At 49.3% G+C, this 19,357-nt stretch carries 18 protein-coding genes and 2 tRNA genes; 7 read left to right on the top strand and 13 right to left on the bottom strand.

Going from position 1 to position 19,357, the window contains the following annotated elements; genetic code table 11:
• Nucleotides 1-24 precede the first annotated feature (24 nt).
• From JCM23214_RS08835 to JCM23214_RS08825, 3 genes are all read right to left on the bottom strand, one after another.
• Complete coding sequence (locus JCM23214_RS08835; RefSeq protein WP_051548104.1) at nucleotides 25-738, bottom strand: DUF2497 domain-containing protein; 714 nt, start codon at nucleotides 736-738, stop codon at nucleotides 25-27.
• Between the two features lie 108 nt (nucleotides 739-846).
• Nucleotides 847-2,211 carry a TolC family outer membrane protein gene (locus tag JCM23214_RS08830; protein WP_051548103.1) on the bottom strand — a complete coding sequence of 455 codons (1,365 nt, stop codon included), beginning with the start codon at nucleotides 2,209-2,211 and terminating at the stop codon, nucleotides 847-849.
• 193 nt (nucleotides 2,212-2,404) lie between these two features.
• Complete coding sequence (locus tag JCM23214_RS08825) at nucleotides 2,405-3,058, bottom strand: protein-L-isoaspartate O-methyltransferase family protein (RefSeq protein ID WP_025898634.1); 654 nt, start codon at nucleotides 3,056-3,058, stop codon at nucleotides 2,405-2,407.
• A 282-nt stretch (nucleotides 3,059-3,340) separates the two neighbouring features.
• On the opposite strand from JCM23214_RS08825, the gene JCM23214_RS08820 reads away from it, so the two are divergent.
• The 4 genes from JCM23214_RS08820 to JCM23214_RS08805 all read left to right on the top strand — a co-directional run bounded on the left by JCM23214_RS08820 (nucleotide 3,341) and on the right by JCM23214_RS08805 (nucleotide 6,194).
• Nucleotides 3,341-3,414 (top strand) — tRNA-Cys (locus tag JCM23214_RS08820).
• Between the two features lie 112 nt (nucleotides 3,415-3,526).
• Nucleotides 3,527-3,709 (top strand): YqaE/Pmp3 family membrane protein, encoded by a 183-nt coding sequence (locus JCM23214_RS08815; RefSeq protein WP_025898633.1) that lies wholly within the window; start codon nucleotides 3,527-3,529, stop codon nucleotides 3,707-3,709.
• A gap of 171 nt (nucleotides 3,710-3,880) precedes the next feature.
• Nucleotides 3,881-3,956: transfer RNA gene (locus JCM23214_RS08810), tRNA-Asn, on the top strand.
• Nucleotides 3,957-4,244: 288 nt separating this feature from the next.
• The gene (locus JCM23214_RS08805) at nucleotides 4,245-6,194 is read left to right on the top strand and encodes a PAS domain-containing hybrid sensor histidine kinase/response regulator (protein WP_025898632.1); all 1,950 of its coding nucleotides are present in this window, start codon (nucleotides 4,245-4,247) and stop codon (nucleotides 6,192-6,194) included.
• Here the strand turns inward: JCM23214_RS08805 and JCM23214_RS08800 are convergent.
• The gene (locus tag JCM23214_RS08800; RefSeq protein ID WP_025898631.1) at nucleotides 6,191-7,384 is read right to left on the bottom strand and encodes a mandelate racemase/muconate lactonizing enzyme family protein; all 1,194 of its coding nucleotides are present in this window, start codon (nucleotides 7,382-7,384) and stop codon (nucleotides 6,191-6,193) included. The two genes, JCM23214_RS08805 and JCM23214_RS08800, sit on opposite strands and share 4 nt — an antisense overlap.
• A 15-nt stretch (nucleotides 7,385-7,399) precedes the next feature.
• The gene (locus tag JCM23214_RS08795; RefSeq protein ID WP_025898630.1) at nucleotides 7,400-8,491 is read right to left on the bottom strand and encodes a Zn-dependent alcohol dehydrogenase; all 1,092 of its coding nucleotides are present in this window, start codon (nucleotides 8,489-8,491) and stop codon (nucleotides 7,400-7,402) included.
• 228 nt (nucleotides 8,492-8,719) lie between these two features.
• Here JCM23214_RS08795 and JCM23214_RS08790 point away from each other — a divergent pair, with 228 nt between their 5' ends.
• Together JCM23214_RS08790 and JCM23214_RS08785 are read left to right on the top strand one after the other, a co-directional pair.
• The gene (locus JCM23214_RS08790; protein ID WP_025898629.1) at nucleotides 8,720-9,184 is read left to right on the top strand and encodes a hypothetical protein; all 465 of its coding nucleotides are present in this window, start codon (nucleotides 8,720-8,722) and stop codon (nucleotides 9,182-9,184) included.
• Between the two features lie 200 nt (nucleotides 9,185-9,384).
• A complete protein-coding gene (locus JCM23214_RS08785) occupies nucleotides 9,385-9,849 on the top strand; it encodes a hypothetical protein (RefSeq protein WP_025898628.1) in 465 nt (154 codons plus the stop codon).
• Nucleotides 9,850-9,868: 19 nt separating this feature from the next.
• Here the strand turns inward: JCM23214_RS08785 and JCM23214_RS08780 are convergent, their stop codons facing one another.
• The 5 genes from JCM23214_RS08780 to JCM23214_RS26265 form a co-directional block, all read right to left on the bottom strand.
• The gene (locus JCM23214_RS08780) at nucleotides 9,869-10,372 is read right to left on the bottom strand and encodes a sulfotransferase family protein (protein WP_084264690.1); all 504 of its coding nucleotides are present in this window, start codon (nucleotides 10,370-10,372) and stop codon (nucleotides 9,869-9,871) included.
• A gap of 17 nt (nucleotides 10,373-10,389) precedes the next feature.
• Nucleotides 10,390-11,787 (bottom strand): tetratricopeptide repeat protein, encoded by a 1,398-nt coding sequence (locus JCM23214_RS08775; RefSeq protein WP_025898626.1) that lies wholly within the window; start codon nucleotides 11,785-11,787, stop codon nucleotides 10,390-10,392.
• A gap of 87 nt (nucleotides 11,788-11,874) precedes the next feature.
• Nucleotides 11,875-12,726, bottom strand: a complete 852-nt coding sequence (locus tag JCM23214_RS26270) for a calcium-binding protein (RefSeq protein WP_025898625.1) — start codon at nucleotides 12,724-12,726, stop codon at nucleotides 11,875-11,877.
• Nucleotides 12,701-14,746: a hypothetical protein gene (locus JCM23214_RS23460; protein WP_025898624.1), complete on the bottom strand. Its 2,046-nt coding sequence runs from the start codon at nucleotides 14,744-14,746 to the stop codon at nucleotides 12,701-12,703. The genes JCM23214_RS26270 and JCM23214_RS23460 overlap by 26 nt, the downstream gene beginning before the upstream one ends.
• Before the next feature lie 272 nt (nucleotides 14,747-15,018).
• A complete protein-coding gene (locus JCM23214_RS26265; protein ID WP_025898623.1) occupies nucleotides 15,019-17,916 on the bottom strand; it encodes a calcium-binding protein in 2,898 nt (965 codons plus the stop codon).
• A gap of 321 nt (nucleotides 17,917-18,237) precedes the next feature.
• On the opposite strand from JCM23214_RS26265, the gene JCM23214_RS19880 reads away from it, so the two are divergent.
• On the top strand, nucleotides 18,238-18,582 hold the full coding sequence (locus tag JCM23214_RS19880) for a hypothetical protein (protein ID WP_025898622.1): 345 nt from the start codon (nucleotides 18,238-18,240) through the stop codon (nucleotides 18,580-18,582).
• An 8-nt stretch (nucleotides 18,583-18,590) separates the two neighbouring features.
• Here the strand turns inward: JCM23214_RS19880 and JCM23214_RS08745 are convergent, their stop codons facing one another.
• From JCM23214_RS08745 to JCM23214_RS08735, 3 genes are read right to left on the bottom strand one after another with little or no spacing between them, the layout of a single operon-like run.
• On the bottom strand, nucleotides 18,591-18,935 hold the full coding sequence (locus JCM23214_RS08745; RefSeq protein ID WP_148301812.1) for a hypothetical protein: 345 nt from the start codon (nucleotides 18,933-18,935) through the stop codon (nucleotides 18,591-18,593).
• Entirely contained in the window at nucleotides 18,910-19,116 is a 207-nt protein-coding gene (locus JCM23214_RS08740) for a hypothetical protein (protein WP_025898620.1), read from the bottom strand. Before JCM23214_RS08740 ends, JCM23214_RS08745 begins: the two co-directional genes overlap by 26 nt.
• A gap of 27 nt (nucleotides 19,117-19,143) precedes the next feature.
• Entirely contained in the window at nucleotides 19,144-19,347 is a 204-nt protein-coding gene (locus JCM23214_RS08735) for a hypothetical protein (RefSeq protein ID WP_025898619.1), read from the bottom strand.
• Nucleotides 19,348-19,357: the final 10 nt, after the last annotated feature.

The raw sequence follows: 19,357 nt of genomic DNA, 5'->3' as shown, positions 1-19,357 counted from the left end.
GTAATCGGCTCACAAATCCGCTGATCAATCGTCGTCGTCAGCCCGATCTGCGAGCTTGCTCACCTCGCGCTCCACGATACGTTGGACAATACTGGCCAAATGCTCATCCAGCCATTCTTTCAACATGGGTCGCAGCAAATCCCTGACCAACTCTTCAAGGGTCGCTGCAGAATTCCCCATCGGCATTCCTCTGGACGCTGAAACCGCTCCTGCCAAGCTGGCAAAAGAGCTGGTGGCGGCCTGCACAACAGGTTCTTCGAGCAAACTATCCAGATGCTTCTGATCCGCAGCACGTGGCTCCGGCTCTGGCTCCGGCATGGGGACCGGCTCAAAATCCATTTCTTCCGGCTCTGGTTCCGGCTCCGGCTCCGGCTCCGGCTCGGGCTCTGGTTCCGGCTCTGGTTCGGGTTCGGGCTCCGGCTCCGGTTCAGGCTCTGGTTCCGGCTCGACTTCCATGGCTTCATCAAGAACCATGGCGTCTTCTTCTTCCGGAATTTCTTCGGTCAGTTCCAGAACTTCTTCTTCGGGTTCTGGTTCAGGCTCCGGTTCGGGTTCTGGTTCCGGCTCTGCTTCTGGCTCCGGTTCGGCGGCTACTTCAGCTTCAGGCGCAGCTTCTTCGGCAGCCTCATCGGCTTCCTCCGCTTTTTCTTCGCCCTCGTCATCCTCTGAAATGATCCGACGGATGGAGGCCAGAATCTCCTCCATAGTCGGTTCTTGTTCGCTTTTTGCGTCACTCATCGTTTAAATCACCACCGGAAATAGACGTACAATCTTCTGAACTTAGCGAAGAATGACAGAAAAAACCAGTCAAGTACATAATTTTAGAGTGTAAAATCAGTGAACTGTCTATTCCAGGCCACCATCGGTGCCAATCCACTTGTTGCGAACCCGTTTGTAATTCACTTGTGGATCATAATAGTCAACATCCAGCCCCATTTCCTGAGCGTTCAGATTACCAACCGCTGCCAGCACGTCATACATGGCGACAAAAACATTTCGCCGTGCGGATACCAGATCCACCTGACTGTTCAGCAACTCCTGCTCCGCATCCAGAACATCAAGTGTGGTCCGCGACCCCACTTGCGCTTCCTGCTGCACCCCTTCAAGGGCGATGGTATTGGCACGCACCTGCTCTTCCGTGGATTGAATATCAGCGCGGGCCGCCTCCAACTGTTCCCAAGCCTGCGTTACCGCTTCGCGCACATCGCGAACGGCACTTTCAATTTCGATTTTCCGCTGGTTGTTCAACTGGCGGGCCTGCCGAACACTGCTGTATACAGCGCCAGACTGGTACAACGGGACCGTCAGGGTCGCTGAAATGGAGGCTTTCTCCCCCCACTGGGTCGCGGAAGACACATCATTTGTGTGGCTCAGCGATCCGTCCAAAGACAGGGAGGGCAGCAAACGCCCTGAGGTTGCGCGGATTGTATGTTTGGAGCTTTCTTCCTGGAATTTCGCGGCGCGAATATCAGGGTTGTTATTCATTCCAAGCTCGATCGCCGCTTCAATGCTTTCGGGGAAATCTGTCGGAAAGGATGGATATTCCACATCACCCGGTTTCTGCCCGACAATTTTCTCATAGGTGGCTTCACTCACCTTCAGATTTCCGATTGCCCGCACCAGTCCGGAGCGTGCACCGGCAAGGCGCGCTTCTGCCTGCGCCACATCGGTTCGGGTAATTTCGCCCACATCAAATCGGTCCTGTGCCGCCTCAAGCTGACGCGCCAGAACGCCAATGTTATTTTCATTCAATTCCACAACCGCTTTATCGCGCACCACATTCATATATGCAGCAACAGCGGCTTTGAAAATATTCTGCTCAACGGACACGAGACCTGCGCGCGCGGCCTTGACATCGGCTTCCGCTGCCAGCGTATTGGCCGTGGTTTGCCCGCCTTTGTACAGGGGTTGAGAGACAGACAGCGCAAGGGATGACGGGTTATAGGTCCGATCCCCACCCGGTGCCGTCGTGGTTGAGCTTTTGTTATATTCGCTGCCCGCTTCACCGACCAGCGTCACGGTCGGACGCCAACCGGAAAGTGCTTGTGAGACCCCTTCATCCACACCGCGAACACTCGCCCGCTGGGCCTGAATGGTGGGGTTTGTCGTATAGGTCATGATCAGCGCTTCTTGAAGCGTTTCTGCCTGTGCCGTCAGGCCCGGAACAGCCATCGCCAGAACCGATGCTACGGAAACAATGATTTTCTTCATAATGCACGCCCTCTACGTATTACCGTCACCTTCCGGCGACTCAGGTCCGCAAGCTGCAGCGCGGCCCGAATAAAATCCAATGGTTGATACTGTACAAACTCGTACCACAAACGCGACATCACTTCGAAGCAGTGAAAACCCGTTTCAGTCCAATAGTAACCATAATGTGACCCACATCATAGTCTAGCAGACTTTACAGGCTGAATTTCACCTCTTCACGCATCGCGCCCAAACGCGGAACCTCCGCATCAAACAGGTTACGCGCAATAATGTCCCCGTCACTCTTGACATAAAGCTTTGCCACGCCGGGATTGACCCCGATAACACAAACAAGGCGTCCGCCCTCTGCCAACTGGTCAAATAATACCTGTGGCACCCGATCAATGGCACCATTGATATGAATGACATTATACGGCCCCTGCTTGGCATTACCCGCTTCCAGATCACCGCTGATCACAGCCACATTATCCGCTTCAAGTCCGGCCAGCGTCTGACTCGCGCTTTCAACAAGGTCTTCCTGATCATCGATCGCAACCACAGCCTGCGCCAGCTTACCCAGAACCGCAGATGTGTAGCCACTCCCGCAGGCAATATCCAAAACCACATCAGTTGATTTGACATCAGCAGACTGCATCATCAGACCAAAAACCCGCGGTTCAATCAGATACCTGTTTTTGGCGATTTCAAGATCCTCATCCAGATAGGCAACGCCCCGCAGCGCCTTTGGCACGAACTGCTCACGCGGAATTTCCCCCATGGCATCCGCGACCCGGTCACTGGTGACCCGGTTCGGACGAAGTTGACTGAGGACCATGGACTCGCGGGCTTGCGCAAAATTTTCAGTCATTATGAAGTTCCTGTTTTCCTGCCTTCTAACTCAGTAAGAACCGTCAATCGCAAACGGTTTTGAGCGTTTATACTGAATGACCTTCCCAAAACGCAAGAAAGAAGCGCAAAGCAGACCGGCTTTTCTCCATCAGCCGCAATTTCAGTGGCATTTTAGCTGCGCCGCACCAGAACACCCAAAGCACCCGATATTTATCGCAAGTGCCTGCAACTCTTCTGTTGACACAAAAAGCGGAAACTCCTAAAACCCATGAGCTTTTCAAGCAAACACCACATATGTTGAGGCCTGGTGGCGGAGTGGTGACGCAGCGGATTGCAAATCCGTGTACACCGGTTCGATTCCGGTCCAGGCCTCCACCACATCTCTCCCCTTGAAATTCTCCAAATATATCTCAAGTAGTCTATTTTGTTGCCGCTGGTTGAGCCGTTGGCTAACATGGGTGGCAAATAAAAACCTTGGAGACTACATATGCGTCTGATTATTGCTATTTTGCTGCCATTCCTGCTGTTTTTTACCATTGGCAAACCCTTTCAGGGGATTTTATGCCTGATCCTGCAGATCACTCTGATCGGATGGATTCCAGCAGCAATCTGGGCCGTCTATGCCCTTAGCCAGTATAATACAGATAGAAAGCTGGAAAATTTGCGCTGAGACCCGTAAGCCCGGGTCCGGTTCTGGCAGGGCCTTCCCTGCCCTAACCCTTTGAAAAACAATCACTTCGTTTCTGACCAGTGAATTTTTTTAAAAAAAATGAAAATCAGGCTTGGCAGGAAATCATTCCCTTGCTATAAGCCGCGAACCCGATCAAAACGGGTCCACTGATCCCCGATAGCTCAGTTGGTAGAGCAGTTGACTGTTAATCAATTTGTCGCAGGTTCGAGTCCTGCTCGGGGAGCCAGATACAAAAACCCTCGGTTGAGCTTCGCTCCCGAGGGTTTTTTTGTATTTTCGGGCACCTTACCCGCATTGCTTTGATGAGAATTGGGCCAATTCCCACAGGGGCTGTTTTGTCCCGATCCAATCCTGATTTTACCTTTTTTTAAGGCCCTTCACCTAAAGTCACCCACTGGGAAAACACTATGGGGATGCACGAAGTTCATATTTGCGGTTTGACCATGGGGGGATTTCCCTGCAGATATGAATATGTGCAGAGTAACAGAAGTATATGATTAAGAGATTATTCAGCATGGCCAGATCCGAGGTTGAGGATATGGTCCGAAACAGCCCAATCGGCGCCACAGTAATCGACTGTGAAACAGGCCGCCTGATCATGGCAAATAACGCTTTTCTGAACATCATCGGTATCGAAAGCGAGGAGCTTTTCCTCAAAATGGACCGCAGCCGCACCTGGGGGGACCTCGACGAGTATAATTTTGCAATGAATTGCATCATGGAACAACGCGAACTGGTTAATTTCGAAACGCGGCGACGACGTAGTGACGGAGAGATGCGCAAAATCCTGATTAATTCCCAATCTGTTATTTTGTATAAAAAGCCAGTTTATATCATCTGGCAATTTGATGTGACGGATCAGAAGGAAGCGGAAAAATCCGCTGCAGAGAATGAGGAAAATTTCCGGATCATTTTTGAATCCAGCCCCATCGCCACTGGCATCGCGCGCGAGAGAGATTCCAAAATCCTCATGGCGAACCGCTCTTATGCCGATTTGCTGGGCTATGACCTTGAAGAAATGCGCCGCAAGCCGGTTCGTGAAACCTGGGCATTCCCCGAAGAGCGCGAATATATCGCGGAGCTATACGAAAAACAGGGTTATGTCTCGCGCGAACTTATTCGTGGCCGTCACAAGGATGGCTCTATCCTGTGGCTTTCCATCAGCTGGATGAAATTCACCTATCACGGCGATGCCTGCCATCTGTTCTGGGCCTATGATCTCACCCAACAGAAAGAGACCGAGGTCGAACTCACCTTCGCCCGCGAAGAGGCGATGCAGGCAACGCAGGCCAAATCCGCATTCCTTGCCTCCATGAGCCATGAAATTCGCACCCCGCTTAACGGGGTTCTGGGGCTTGCCGAACTGCTGCAATCCTCCAACCTTGATGAATTGCAACAGGAACGGCTCAGCTCCATTTTGGAAACCGGTCAATCCCTGCTCGGTGTCATTAATGACATTCTGGACATCAGCAAAATTGAATCCGGCAATCTGGAGCTTGAAGACACAGCCATTGATCTAGAGGATCTGATTAAATCCTTCATACCCACAACAAACGCGCTCGCTGAACAGAAGAGCCTGATCTACAACAGTAATATCCGACTGGATGAGAAACTTCCGGTCAGGGGCGATGCAACCCGCATTCGGCAAATCATCTGGAACCTGCTCAGCAACGCAGTCAAATTTACCGAACATGGACTTGTCTCCCTCACCGTGGAGAAACTGACACCAGAGCTTGTTCCCCCGCATGTCACAGTGGCGCAAAAAGATGTTTGTGTTCGCTTCGAGGTGAAAGACACCGGCATTGGTATTGCGCGCGGCAGGCTTGCCAATATTTTTGACCCCTTTATTCAGGCCGACACCACCATTACCCGCAAGCATGGCGGGACCGGACTTGGCCTGTCCATTGTTAAAAAACTGGTGGAATTGATGGGCGGGGCAATCACCGTTCAAAGTCAGGAAGGTTCAGGCTCCCTCTTCGCTGTTTATTTGCCCTTTGATGCGGCCGATGAAGACATCCAGCAAATCCAGCCTTCAGATACGAAACCGGCTCCAGATGTAGATGACACCTCAGACACCAGCTATCAAATTACTGTGGTTGAGGATAACCCTGTCAACGCCTATATCGTAACAGCATTCCTCGAAGCGGAAGGCCATCAGGTTCGCGTCCTTGAAAATGGTTTGCGCGCGGTGGAGGCCGCCAATGACCAGTGGGCAGATTTGTATCTAATGGATGTTCACATGCCGGAAATGAACGGTATGGAAGCAACCTCGGCCATTCGCGATATGGGAATTACTGTCCCCATCATCGGTGTGACTGCCGATGCTTTTACCGATCGGCTCGATCATTTTACCCAAGCTGGCATGGATACCGTTCTGACCAAACCTTATAAGTCAGAACAGCTCCATGAAATTATCCACTACTATATGGCACAACAGCCGCATGCGGCGCAGCAAATGCTTTAGCCAAACGGCTCCGGCTCTTGTGACATTTCCAGATGCAGCCGATCCCCTCTATAGGGATTGGCTCTCGCCACCTCTTCATCCAGCTCGATCCCAAGTCCGGGCTCCGCTGGCGGGATGATATATCCCTCTTCCACTCGGATGGGCGTTTTGACAATTTCTGCATGAAAATCACCCATGGTTTTAATGCTTTCCTGAATAAGGAAATTGGGTGTGCAGGTGCTGAGCTGAATATCCGCCATCGCTGAAATAGGGCCGCAATACATGTGCGGTGCAATTTGCGCATAGTAAACTTCGCACATCCCCGCAATCTTTTTACCTTCCAGCAATCCACCAACTCGGCCAAGCGCCATTTGAATTATCGACGCCGCTCCGCCGCGGAGCACCCGCGCAAATTCATATTTGGTGGTCAATCGCTCGCCCGTCGCTATGGGAATACTGGTTTTCGCGGCAAGCTTGGCAAGCTCATGCTCACTATCTGGTGGAGTTGGCTCTTCAAACCATAGGGGATCATATTTCTCAAGCCGGCGTGCCATCCGCACCGCTCCCGACGTGGTAAACTGCCCATGGGTGCCAAAAAGAATATCACATCGAGTGCCGACAGCTTCACGCACACGCCGAACCATAGTCTCGCAAATTTCCAATCGCTCCAAGGAAGGCTGGCGCGGATCAAAGGATGAATAAGGGCCAGCTGGATCAAATTTTACGGCTGTAAAGCCCTGCTCCATAACCTCGGTTGCGCGCTCGGCCGCCATATCCGCATCCACATAGACATCCGCCCGGTCCCCCTCTTCCGGATACAGATAGGTGTAAGCCCGAAGGCGTTCGTGAACCTGCCCGCCCAGCAGATTATAAACCGGCTGGTTTGTCTCTTTGCCCACAATGTCCCAGCAGGCCATCTCAAGCGCGCTTAACACACTCATCATGCTCACATCCGGACGCTGCGTATAACCGGCTGAATAAACCCGTCGCCACAGTTTTTCGATGTGAAACGGGCTTTGCCCTTCAAAAAACCGCTCGAACACATCACGGATCATCTGCTCGGTAATGGCGGGATCGAACGGCACCGCATAGGCCTCCCCATAGCCAACTACACCGCTATCGGTGGTCAGCTTACAAAATACCCAGAATTGCCCACCCCAATGCGGGGGCGGTGTCCCCACAACAAATGTCTCCAAATTGGTCAGTTTCATAAGTCTTCCCGCCCTTTAAATCAGTGTTTCATCCAGAATGATCACATTGCGCAGCGCTTTATCCGCGCGCACTTCATCAATCGCAGTATTAATATCTTCAAGCGGGTATCTGCCGGAAATCAGCTCATCCAGTTTCAATCGCCCCTGTTCATAGAGCATGACCAGTTTGGGAATATCCACGCGCAGGCGGGTTGACCCCATTTTGCTGCCCAGTATTTTCTGCCCGGCGCCTGCCACATCACCTGCTTCAACAGCAACCTTATCACCCGTGGGTGGCATCCCCACCAACACCAGCGTGCCTGACGGGCCCAGCATTTCAAGGGCAGATGCAACCGCATGCGAACTTCCCGCCGCAACAAAAACGTAATCCGCACCGCCGCCGGTTGCCTCGCGCACCTTCTGCGCAGCGTTGTCTTCTTTTGCGTTGATTTGAATATCCGCTCCGAACTGTGCCGCCGCTGACAGTTTATCCGCCACCAGATCAACGGCGATAACCGGCTGCGCTCCCAAAAGCGCTGCACCCTGCACTGCATTCAGCCCCACACCGCCGCATCCGATCACCACCGCGGAGGATCCAAAACTGAGCTTGGCCGTATTGGCAACCGCCCCAAATCCTGTAATCACTCCGCAGGAAAGCAATGAGGCAGCATCCAGCGGGATTGTGTCTGGAATGGCAACCACCTGTGACTGGTCCACCACCACCTCTTCGGCAAAAGCGCCGCATTTAAGCCCCTGCCCCAGGACTTGCCCTTGCGCGTCGCTTAAGCGCACGCGCTGATCGCTCGCAAAGTCTTCGGCGCATAGAAACGGCTCCGCACTCTCGCAGGATGCGCAATGCCCGCAGGATCGGATCAATGTCACCAAGACCCGATCCCCAACGCTAACACTTTGCACAGCAGCGCCCGTCTCTTCCACCACTCCAGCCGCCTCATGGCCCAGAACCAGCGGAAGCTGACCACCCCAGCCCCCATCCATATAGGTGATATCAGAATGACAGATGGCGCAGGCCGCCAGCCTCACGCGCACTTCATTCTCAAGCGGTGGGCCCAGCTCCACATCTTCAACGCTCAGTGGTTTGGCAAATTCCCGGCAAATGGCTGCTTTCAATTCATCCCCTCCCTCGGATGTCGTTTTTTATGGGCCCCAGCCTGCACAAATCCCATCCGCCCTGCAAGGACTTCACGAGAGTTTTTTTGAACTGCAACGCAAAAGAACGGTTTATTTTTTATATTAGAAATATTACAATTATGGCGGTGCATTTCCTTTCTAGTATTAGAATTCCATTAATACAATTTTGCTAAGCAAAAATTTCTGGCATTTTCAAGTGAATGTGTGATGTTAAAAAAGACGAAAAATTGTGCCAGCAAGTGGCTCGCGAATGACAGCATATTGACCACAGAGGGTATTGATTTCATCCTTGACCCATCAGAGCGGTTTGTCACGTCCCGCTATGCGCGCCTTATTACAGATGAAACCATTGTTGCTGACTATCAGCTTTTCTTTGAATCAGGCCTTTGGAAACCGGGAATTAATGAACTTGTGGATGCCAGAGATCCATCTGTATTGAAATTTGGTGCAAAAGGTCTTTCAGCTCTCGCCAACTATGCCGCAGAATTCCTCGCCAGCCATCAGGTTACGGATTCTTTGTCAGCGATCTATGCGCCGCATCCGCTGCCTCATGGCCTCGCCCGCATGTATCAGGCCGTCAGCGAAAAAAGCAGTCATAGAACTCGCATTTTTGCCGATTTTAACGAAGCAATTGACTGGCTCCTAACCAATAGTTCCGGCCCCAGAACCTGATATCTGGTCCAACAGCTTCAACCAAGCTTCTTGCATGGCTTTTACGCCATTCTTTTTACTCACCCTCGCCGCAAATTCATTTCTTAACAACATTAGAATAATAATAATATTTATCATTGAATTGAGACCTGCCTGATGTTAGGACATGGTTAATTTTAGTTTGTTAATTACAAATTTCTGATACTTTAAGTGATTGAGTGATGTTAAACGAAACTGGCGATTGCGAAGGCAAAATGCTCGCAAATGACAATTTACTGACGACAGACGGCATTGATTTCATCGTTGATCCGTCGCAGCGTTATTTCACATCTCGTTATCTGCGCCTGATCACCGATGAAAATATTGTCCCGGATTACCGTGCTTTTTTTGAATCTGATCTATGGAAGCCGGGCATGAACGAATTTGTCGACGCCAGTGTCCCCTCCGTGCTCAAACTTGGTGAAAAAGGCCTATATGAGGTTGCCAGCTTTGCGATGGAAATTCTCACCAAGCATCAAATCGATGATTACCACTCGGCGATCTATGCCCCGCATCCACTGCCCCATGGTCTTGCCCGCATGTATCAGGCCATCGCCGATGAAAATAGCGAAACCACTCGCATTTTTGCCGATTATGACGAAGCCCTCGACTGGCTCCTTGCCAACAGCCCAGGCCCCAGAGCCTGACCTCCTGACATCATACCGATCAGCTCTGCCCGACCGCCTGTGTGTTCTGAAACGCGCGAATAAGCGGCTTTAACTCTGCTTCAAAGTGACGCCAACGTCCAACATTGTCCCCATGATAGGAAATATCCTTCACGGACTTGGGCGGCGTTATCTCGCAATGGGCAAAGATACGCGCGATGGTTTTTTCGGTTTGCTCTACCAGCTCTTCATAATTCACAGTCAGGATTTTATCCCCATAGAGGTTCTGCCAGTGTCGCATCAAACTGCGATAATGCAGCCAGAACTCCCCGGTGGTTGCCAGATCATAGGAATAGGCATTCCCTTCCTGATAATGCTTGAAATAGCTTTCAATGGCCTGATCCAGCGGATCACGCTGACAGTTAATGACCACAAGGGATGGAATACACCGATACAAAAGCCCTAAAAACGGAAAGCTTGCCGGAATGGTATTGATGAAATATTTCGCTTTTGGGGCCCGCTGTTGCAGCTTTTGCAAATAGATTTCCCCAAGCCTAGCACACATCTCATCAGTCAGATCGTCTATGCAATCGGGGAATGGCTTTTGAATGCCTCAGCTCCCAAAAAAGCGTTCATCTCCGTAATGAAGCCCTTGTCTTCATCCAATCCGAAAACCTCGGGTGAATGACACAGAACCTCTTCCACCAGACTTTTGCCTGATCGGGACATGCCGACAATCTGAATCAGGCGCGGCAATTCCGGCTTTGCAGGCGGAAGGGCGCTGGCTTTTGGGAATTTTTCTGCCACCCGAACCAGATAATTTTTGTGTTTATCAATATCAAAGGGGCGCAGCTTTTTAAATTGAACATTGGCCTTACTGGCAAGGTCAAAAGCAGCGGGATAATTCCCCACATCCTCCATCGCTTTTGCTAGCGCCAGTTGCAGCTTGGCCCGATCGAAATCAGACAGCCATTCATTGCCGAGCAATCTGGCCAGATCACGAAAGGCTGCATCCCCCTTCTCAAATTTGTGAATTTTTGCGCGCGCGCAGTGGGTGTTAATGGCATCGGGGGCGATTTCCAGTGATACTTCATAAAGCTCATTGGCGCGAGTAAGATCGCCTTTGCGGCGCATTAACGCGGCGTAGTTGGAATAGGCCTGCGCATTTTTCTCATCCAGCTTGATCGCTTTTTGAAACAGATCTTCCGCACCATCAAAATCACCATTATCACGTTTCAACAGAGCCCAGTGATTATAGACGCTCGATTTTTCCGGATGAATTCGCGCCGCTGTCCGAAATGCCGCATCGGCCTCCTCAAACCGGCTCAGACGGCGCAGGGCCATTCCCATATATTCATGCAAAAACCCGTCTTCAGGGTATTGCTCCAAGCCCTTTGCGTACATCTGGCGGGCCTTGTCATACTGTTCAATTGCAGCAAATTCCGAACCCACATACCCTGAGTAAAGAGCCAATTCATCTCCGCTAAGCTCGAGCGCTCTGGCAAAACATTTCTCCGCCTCTTCAAACCGCTCCAGCTTCAGTAAAACCCGCCCCAGATTTAAATGCGCCATCGGCAATTGCGGGCCCAGCTCGACCGTTTTCTGATAGGCTTCCCGCGCCTCTTCAAACCGGTTCATATATTTAAACAGATTGCCGCGCCCGTTGTAAAAATCGGGCACATCCGGGGCCTTTGCGATCGCCATATCCGAATGCTCAAGCGCCAGATCCATATCCCCTTTCATGGAATAGAGCCGCGCGAGCTGGTCCTGCAATCCTCCGTGATCGGGCATTTTTGCCGACATATTTTTGAGTAGTTCAATTGTCTGGTCAATTTTACCAAGCGACACGGTTGCCTGCACATAATAGGACAGCATCTGAAACTCAATGCCGCCTCTTTTTTTGAACTCCTGCAAACAGATCCGCTCAACTTCCGCAGCTTTTCCCTGTTGCAGCATCGCTGCCAGATTTTGACTTGCCATCAATCCCCCAATTTCTTTTGCACAATAAAAAACCCGCTGCGTGACTTTGTCAATCGCAGCGGGTTTTTAAAATGGATTTAACGCAGATTAGCTAACGTCAACCGGTAATACAATACCGCCAACATCGATCCCCATATCAAACAGTTGATCGTAATTGTAATTGTCGCCGGCACTTACATTATCAAGAGTATCGCCCTGTACCGTTATGGAGAAATTCTCGATCCCTTCAACCGTGATCACATTGTCTTCAATATTGACCTGCTCAGCGCGATCGTTCTTCTGCCAGATACCAAGATTATCAAACAGCTCATCCAGATTGATGAAATCACCTTCCAGAATATGATTGAAATCCTGAATGGTATCATGTCCATCTGTGTGGGCTTCATTGTCGTTGAAAACCTCAATGACCACACCGTCGCTATCACCAAACTCTTCAGTGTATTCAACGGAGTATTCCCAGTTATCGCTACCTTCATAAACAAAGGTATCCGCGCCTTCACCGCCAACCAGCACATCATCACCAAGTTGACCATAAAGCATGTCATCACCGGCATCACCGCGCAGTGTGTCGTTGAACATATTTGCGATCAACTGACCATTATCATCGATAAAGGTGAGCTCATATTCATATGGCTCGGTGTTAGAGGCGTAGTTATAGTCATAATCGTCGACATTTCCAAACTGGTAAGTACCAGAGAAATCGCCGAACATCATATCATTGCCATCACCACCACAGAGCAGATCGTTAAACAAAGACATTTCTGTCTGCTTTTCTGCGTCTGTATCTTCCAGATTCTGGTTCAACTGAATGTCGATATAATTATCTTCTGCACCGATGAAGAACATGGCGTCACCGACCATAATGTCGTTACCAGCACCACCGATCAACGTATCGTTCCAGGCATTTACCGTGTTATTTTCGATCGTTCTGCGGGTCATCGTTGTAAGCTTCCGAGACGGAGAAACTCGCTTCGAATTCGATGATTGTCCCGTTTGTATCAAGGGCCAGTACATCACCAACCAGAAAATCGGTAGATCCGTACATACCATCGCCAAATGTGCCATCCTGAACGGTTCCGTCGTCACCCCGAATAATGTCGTTAAAGACATTGATTTCGTTGTTGCGAATAATGCCGCCTTCGGCTGTGAAAGGGCCTTCCTGCTCTTCTTCACTACCGAAGTACCGGGTGGAGCCAACAGCATCGAAAGATACATCCACATCCAATGTGACCACAGAAGGCTCACCACCTTCGAACTGTAAATAATTCTGCGTCATCAGGGCAACGTCACCGGCAATGAAGTCTGCACCAGCGCCGCCATCAATTACATCATTGTGACCTGAGAATTTATTATTTTCGATTGTGGAACCATCTTTGATATCCAGAGTTAAATTTTCATCTGAATCATATGAATAATCGACTGATCCAGTTGCCTGAAGATCCACTTCAAAATCAATCTCAACACCGCTGACTGAGGAGTCATTTCCAAACCCGCCATACATGTCGTCGCTCATGATAAGCGCATCACCAGCGATTAAATCCAGACCATCGCTCCCGATAATCAGGTCATTCATCGAGCGCATTTCATTGTCTGAATAAACAGAGTCGCCTGTCAGGCTAACCGTATATTCAGTTGTCAGGGAAATATACAGAGGACCTGTTGTCTCACCAATGCGCTGCACGCCGCCATAAATGTTATCATCGATTAGATCTGTGCCACCACTCAGTGCATCACCGGAAATAACGGTTCCAACACCAAAATATGACATGCTGGGTGTCACACCACTGGCATCGATCAAATCTTCATTGGCAACATAAACATTGTTACGGGCTTCTGTTGATCCATCATCATCAGAAAAACTGTGGGTAACACTGATGCCGATCTGTGTAGGATAGTAATTATCGAAATCCCAATCGGCAGTTGCGCGGCCAATATCGCCGGCGATTGTTTGGGTGTTCGCACCGGCCACAATTTCATCGCCATAAACCGTCATCGTATTATTGTTGGTTGACCCGGTTTCATCATCATTGGCGGAGAAATCAAACTGGCTATTGAGATCAAAGTTACCCTGATAATAGGGTTGGGATTCTATTAGTGTGTCACCAAAAATAGCGATCGTTTCTTCCGTCCCTGTAATATTGTCATTAAAGACGCTAACTGTCTGATTGTTACCGATAAATTCGGCTGACGCATCAACATCACCATTGTAATGATAGGTGTTTTCATCGATGAATTCATCACCGACAATTACGTGGGTTTCCTCTTCGATATTTGAGGCATTCATCACGTCATTTGACTGGGACAGCGATCCTTCAATGGTCAGATCAATACCGTGATCGAAGGAGTTGGATGGATCAAATGAATTATGTTCCGGATCATTTCCATCGCCGGAAACGATATAATCCTTTTGATAGTATTTAAACCCGTTGGGGTTATCAAATTCCGGCTCGCTGCGGAATGAATCGCGGAACGCCGCAACTTTATCTTCAAACATGGCGTTACATGGGTCAGTTTCAACCGATGCAGCAGATTCGATTATAAGTGGCTGAAGTGCCTCTCCTTCGGTTTCACCGCCAAGATCAAGGGATGTGCCGCTCAGCAGGCCGTCTACACCAAGACCTTCGCCAATGCCTTCATTCTGATTGGGGGCAAATCCTGCGCCGCCGCCAGTACCGCCTGTACCACCTTGTGGTCCGGCTGCCGGGGCGACTTCACCGATGCTTGATGCATCAATGGCTGCCTGCAACTCTTCCAGTTCAGCAACAACACCGTCATTTGTCACCAATTCCAGCGGTGCGCCACTTTCAACTGCAACAGCAAAATTATTGATGACAATTGCTTCCTGTTCACCCGGTACTGTAATGATTAGGTCAGTCCCTTCAATCGCATATGTCGCATTTTCAAGTGACTGAACATTCAGCTCAATTCTGGAAGTCTTAAGCGCATCAAAAATAGCCATAATCTACTAATCCCCAACTAACTGTTACTCTACAAAAACGAAAGTAATCACATTTGTCTAAAAATTTACACTTTTTTAACGATCCGGATAATCTCCGGCATCCCCCGTTTGTGGGGTGAATGACATTTTTTTTTACCAACTTAAAAGTGCATTTCCCCAATATTGGGTATTTTCTGCGCTTTTTTCCCCAGATCCTGTGCCATTTGAACATAAAAAAAACCCGCTGCATGACCTGATCACGCAGCGGGTTTTTTTAATTTATAGACTGTCTATCAACTAACGTCGGAAGGGAATTCCAGTCCGCCAACATCGATACCGATGTCAAACAGCTCCTGATAACTGTAGTTATCCGCTGCACTCACCTCATCAAGATCATCGCCCTGAACAGTGATGGAGAAGTTATCGATGCCTTCAACGGTTACAACATTATCTGTAATATTAACCTGGGCCGCACGATCAACACTCGCCAGTATCCCAAGATTATCAAACAGCTCATCCAGATTGATGAAATCACCCTCCAGAATGTGGTTGAAATCCTGAATGGTATCATGTCCATCAGTGCGGGCTTCATTGTCATTGAAAACCTCGATGAGCACGCCATCTGTATCATCGGCGTCACCGGTATATTCAACGGTGTATTCCCAGCCGTCATTTCCTTCATAAACAAAGGTATCCGCACCTTCACCGCCGACCAGCAGGTCATCACCGAGCTGACCATACAGCATGTCATCACCGGCATCACCGCGCAGCGTGTCATTGAACATATCCGCACGCAGCAGGCCATCGGCATCCACGAAACCTGATTCACCGAAATATTCTTGGGTACCTTCATATTCATCGGTGTAATAAATCAAATCAAAGTTGCCTCTTTCACCATTGCCATATTGGTAATAGCCAAAGAAATCACCGATCAGCACATCGTTACCATCTCCGCCGCACAGCAAATCGTTAAAGAGGGACATTTCCTTCTCAGTTTCCGTAACATCATCATCAACACTGCCGAATACCTGCAGATCGAGATAATTGTAAGTATATTCTTCATGGCCACTCATGAAGAAGACATCACCGACCATAATGTCATTACCAGCACCGCCGATCAGCGTATCGTTCCAGGCTTCCACCGTATTATTTTCAACAACTCCCGGTGTTTCATCATCATCACTAGAACTGGAAATTGAATAATCTGCTTCGAATTGTACAAGCGATCCATTAGGATCCGCTACCATCACATCACCAACCAGGAAGTCGGAAGATCCATACATGAAATCCCCATACATACCGTCCTGAACGGTTCCGTCATCGCCGCGAATAATGTCATTATAGGCGCTGAACAGGTTCCCGCTGATAGTCCCGCCATCTGCGGAATAGAGCGTATCATTACCCTCACCGCCTTCAAGGCTGTCTTGCCCTGCTGCATCCAAGGACACATTAAAATACATATCGACGATTGATGGCTCACCCGTTCCACCAAAATAGTAATAGGAGTCATTCGCCGTCAAAAGGACATCACCGGCAATGAAATCGGTGCCTGCCCCACCATCGATAACATCATTGTTGGAAATGAACTGGTTATTCTCGATCGTGCCGCCATTAATTGGAATGACAACTTCATCTTCATCCAGATATTCAAATGTAATTGTGCCCGTCGCGGCCAAATCAACATAAAAGTCCATATTGACCCGGGTATCGGACATGTCATTCGACTGACCGCCATACATGTAGTCTGCATCCAGCAGCGCATCACCGGCAATAACATCCATGCCATCGCTACCGATAATCAGATCATTCATAGACCGCATTTCATTGTCTGAATAAACTGCTTCGCCTGTAAAGCTGACCGTAAACTCACTTGACAAAGTAATATTCAGCGGACCCGTTGATCCGCCAATTATCTGACGGCCATACATATCATCTTCAACAAGGTGCGTACCGCCGCTCAGCGCATCACCCGAAATCACATTTCCCAAACCGCGGTATATATAGCCAGGCTCCACTGCGCTTGCATCAATCAAGTCTTCGTTAGCGCTGAAGACATTATTGCGCGCTTCCGTTGATCCATCGTCATCGGAAAAGCTGTGCGTAACACTGATCCCGATAGTTGCATCGTTATTACGATCGTTCAAAAATTCACGATCATCAGTAACACGACCAATATCACCGGAAATAACCCGTGTTTGAACACCTGCAATAATCTCGTCGCTATTTGAAGTTACCGTATTATTATTGCTTGTGCTTTCACCTGTGCCAGAGATATCGAACTTGCTTTCAACATCGAACCTATCCTGATCATATGGATCAGAATCAATAAGTGCATCGCCGAAAATAGCAGTTGTATTGGCAGTACCCTGAATTTTATCGTTGTAAACGCTTACCACCTGATTGTTGCCAATAAATTCTGCTGACAGTTCTAGGTTGCCGTTATAGTCGTCTGAATCCTCATCAACAAATTCATCACCAACGATTACGCGGGTTTCTTCATTGACATTGGTTGAATTCATCAAATCATTGGCTTGTGATAGCGATCCAGTCGCATTGATATCAATGCCATGCTCATAGCTAGCTGATGGCTGGTTGGACACATGATTGGGATCATTGCCATCGCCCGACACCACGACATTATCATAATAGTATTTAAAGCCGTTGGGATCATCAAATTCCGGATCACCGCGGAATGAACTCCGAAACGCTGCGACCTTCTCTTCAAACAAGGCGTTACAGGGGTCAGTTTCAACCGGTGTCGCTTCCGCCAGAAGTGGTTGAATAACTTCTTCCTCTCCTTCACCGCCAAATTCAAGCGCTGTTCCGGCGAGCAGACCATCAATGCCCAGCCCTTCGCCGATGCCTTCATTTTGATTGGGGGCAAAACCTGCGCCGCCGCCAGTGCCGCCTGTACCACCTTGTGGACCTGCTGCCGGGGCAACTTCACCGATGCTTGATGCATCAATCGCCGCCTGCAATTCTTCCAGCTCACTCACAACACCATCAGTTGTCACTAGCTCAAGCGGTGCGCCGCTTTCAACAGCTACAGCAAAATTATTGATGACAATCGCTTCAGCTTCGCCCGGCACTGTAATGATGAGATCAGAGCCCTCAATCGCATATGTCGCATTTTCAAGTGAGGGTACATTCAACTCAATTCTGGACGTTTTCAGCGCATCAAAGATAGCCATGGTCATTTTCCCCAACAAAATTTTGCTTTAATCTTACAAAGCAAACAAATTTATCTAAAACTTTACACTTTTTTAACGAAGCGGGTAACCCCTCGCATCCCCCGTTTGTGGGGTGTATAATATTTTATTTTACTAACTTAAAGGTGCAAATCCCCAATATCAGGTATTTTTCACCCACATTTTGGTCAAAATCGGCACAAATTTGGAAAAAACCTTCGTTTCAGACAAACATTAGCAACTCGCTAACCTTATATTCATTTTCTTTACTTTAATATTTCTCTTAAGTTTATGGAAGTTTGTGGTGCTGAAGGAGGCAACCGAATGATTGAAGGTTTATATTCAGGGGAATTTGAAACGCCCTTTGGTGTTGGAACCGGCGTTCTTTATCTGGCCAATGGGCTGGCTAATGGCGGGAATTCAGCTCTGTGCTATATCGGCGAATATAAACTCGATGAAAGCGGACCGGGAATTAAAATCCGGATACATGCCCGGCGCTATGCCCCCAATGTCCCGATCGCATCTGTATTTGGTCTTGATGATCTGACAATTTTTATCGAAGGGATCATCGACGGCGAAAACATCAAAATTGATGGTGTCGCCGAAGAAGTTCCCGATATGCAGATGCAGGGTTATTTAAGGCTCCTTAAACCCAAGGAAGAAGACTGAAGCACCTGTCATTCACTTAAAAATCCTCGCCGGCGCGATACGGAATGCGTGAAATCAAGCTCGGCGGGGGTATCGACTTCGGCGCGCGCCATGATCCCCCCCTCTTCATCCTGCGGCTCTGCGCATGTAAGTCCCGTCAGGCCAAGGCCTGACAGTTCTTCCTCTTCATAGTTGTCGTTGGCCGCCCCCTCGATCTCTTCAAGCAGCCGCTCGGCATCAAGTGGCTGATTGTCGTTCGCCGCCCTTTGCAGCCCAAAAGCCGCTCCATTAAATGCCTGCAGTTCGATGCTGTCCTTTTTCTTGATAATCATTACCATTTTACCCCCCCTAGTAAATTTCCCGGTCGTCTGCATTACGATTGTGTCCCACATTTCCGGCGATCAAATTCAGGTACCCCAAAACCCGATCCAGCAATTCATTGTCAGACTTGCTGGGCGTAAGCGCCGTAATTATTGTGGCTGCCGTGACAAGCAAAGCCAGCATCTGCCCGGCAAATAATGTTGCATCACCCAGATTTTCCATAATTCCATGCATTCCTGTTTTCCTCCTTTGATGATAATCCTATAAAATCTGCGCCAACCAGGCCCCGAAACTGCTGACGGCTACGATCAACGTTCCAACAACCCCCAGCACCTTGACCGCACCGCGTCCCATGCTGACCTCGCGCATCAACCCTTTCAAATCCTCGCGAACCTCCACCATATCCAGATGCATTGTTTCAATTCGGGTGCGAAGCGCGCCCAGTTCCTGTTCCAGTCGTTCCATTTTCCCTCCT

Origin of the sequence: Sneathiella glossodoripedis JCM 23214, assembly GCF_000616095.1 — a bacterium.
Lineage (GTDB): Bacteria > Pseudomonadota > Alphaproteobacteria > Sneathiellales > Sneathiellaceae > Sneathiella > Sneathiella glossodoripedis.
Note: the sequence above shows the minus strand (reverse complement) of the source record. Positions and strands in the feature narration are given on the sequence as shown.